Origin of the sequence: Streptomyces sp. ADMS, from assembly GCF_033441795.1 — a bacterium.
Taxonomy (GTDB): domain Bacteria; phylum Actinomycetota; class Actinomycetes; order Streptomycetales; family Streptomycetaceae; genus Streptomyces.
In genome coordinates this window covers 1-543 of the sequence record NZ_JAVFVX010000399.1, presented here as the reverse complement: position 1 = coordinate 543, position 543 = coordinate 1, and the positions used below count along the sequence as shown (strand labels likewise).

General features: G+C 70.5%; 1 pseudogene. It reads right to left on the bottom strand.

What is annotated here, in order from left to right:
* Window positions 1-469, bottom strand: a pseudogene (locus RB628_RS42880) (hypothetical protein); the annotation flags it as partial.
* Window positions 470-543 lie beyond the last annotated feature (74 nt).

Sequence of the window (543 nt, the reverse complement as noted above, 5' to 3'; positions counted from 1 at the left end):
GCTGGAGAACGCCGTCACCGGGAGCGGTCAGCTCGCTCAGTGCGGCGACGGCCTCGCTCGTATGTGCCGCCGACTGGATGGATTGGGTCAGGTGGCCGAGTCGGTCGCCGAGGCTGAGCCCGTGATCGACAGGGGGCGGCCGGCTGGGGTCGAGCAGGCCCGGGTCGCACGAGACGTCGAAGCCCTCGGCCTGCAGCATGTCGAAGGCCCGGGTCACTATCTGTCGCTGCTCGACCAGGTCGGTCATGGCGGAGGGCAGTCGGTGGAAGCGTTCGCGGAACAGCACGACGGGGACGAAGCCCGCACGGTGGAGAACCGCGTCGGCGGCGCTCTCCTGAGCGAGTCGCTGGGATTTCGGTCGGGGAGGCAGGCCGAGCTGATCCAGGCGCACGTCGATGGCGGCGAGCAGGCGGGGGACGCTGCCGCCATGCCGGGCGTGAGGGCCGTCGGGCTCCGAGTCGTAGATCACTTCGTGGAGGGTGGAGTCATCGGGATGCCCGCGCGTCACCAACCAGCTCTCCGGATACCCGGGCGGGTGGTCGG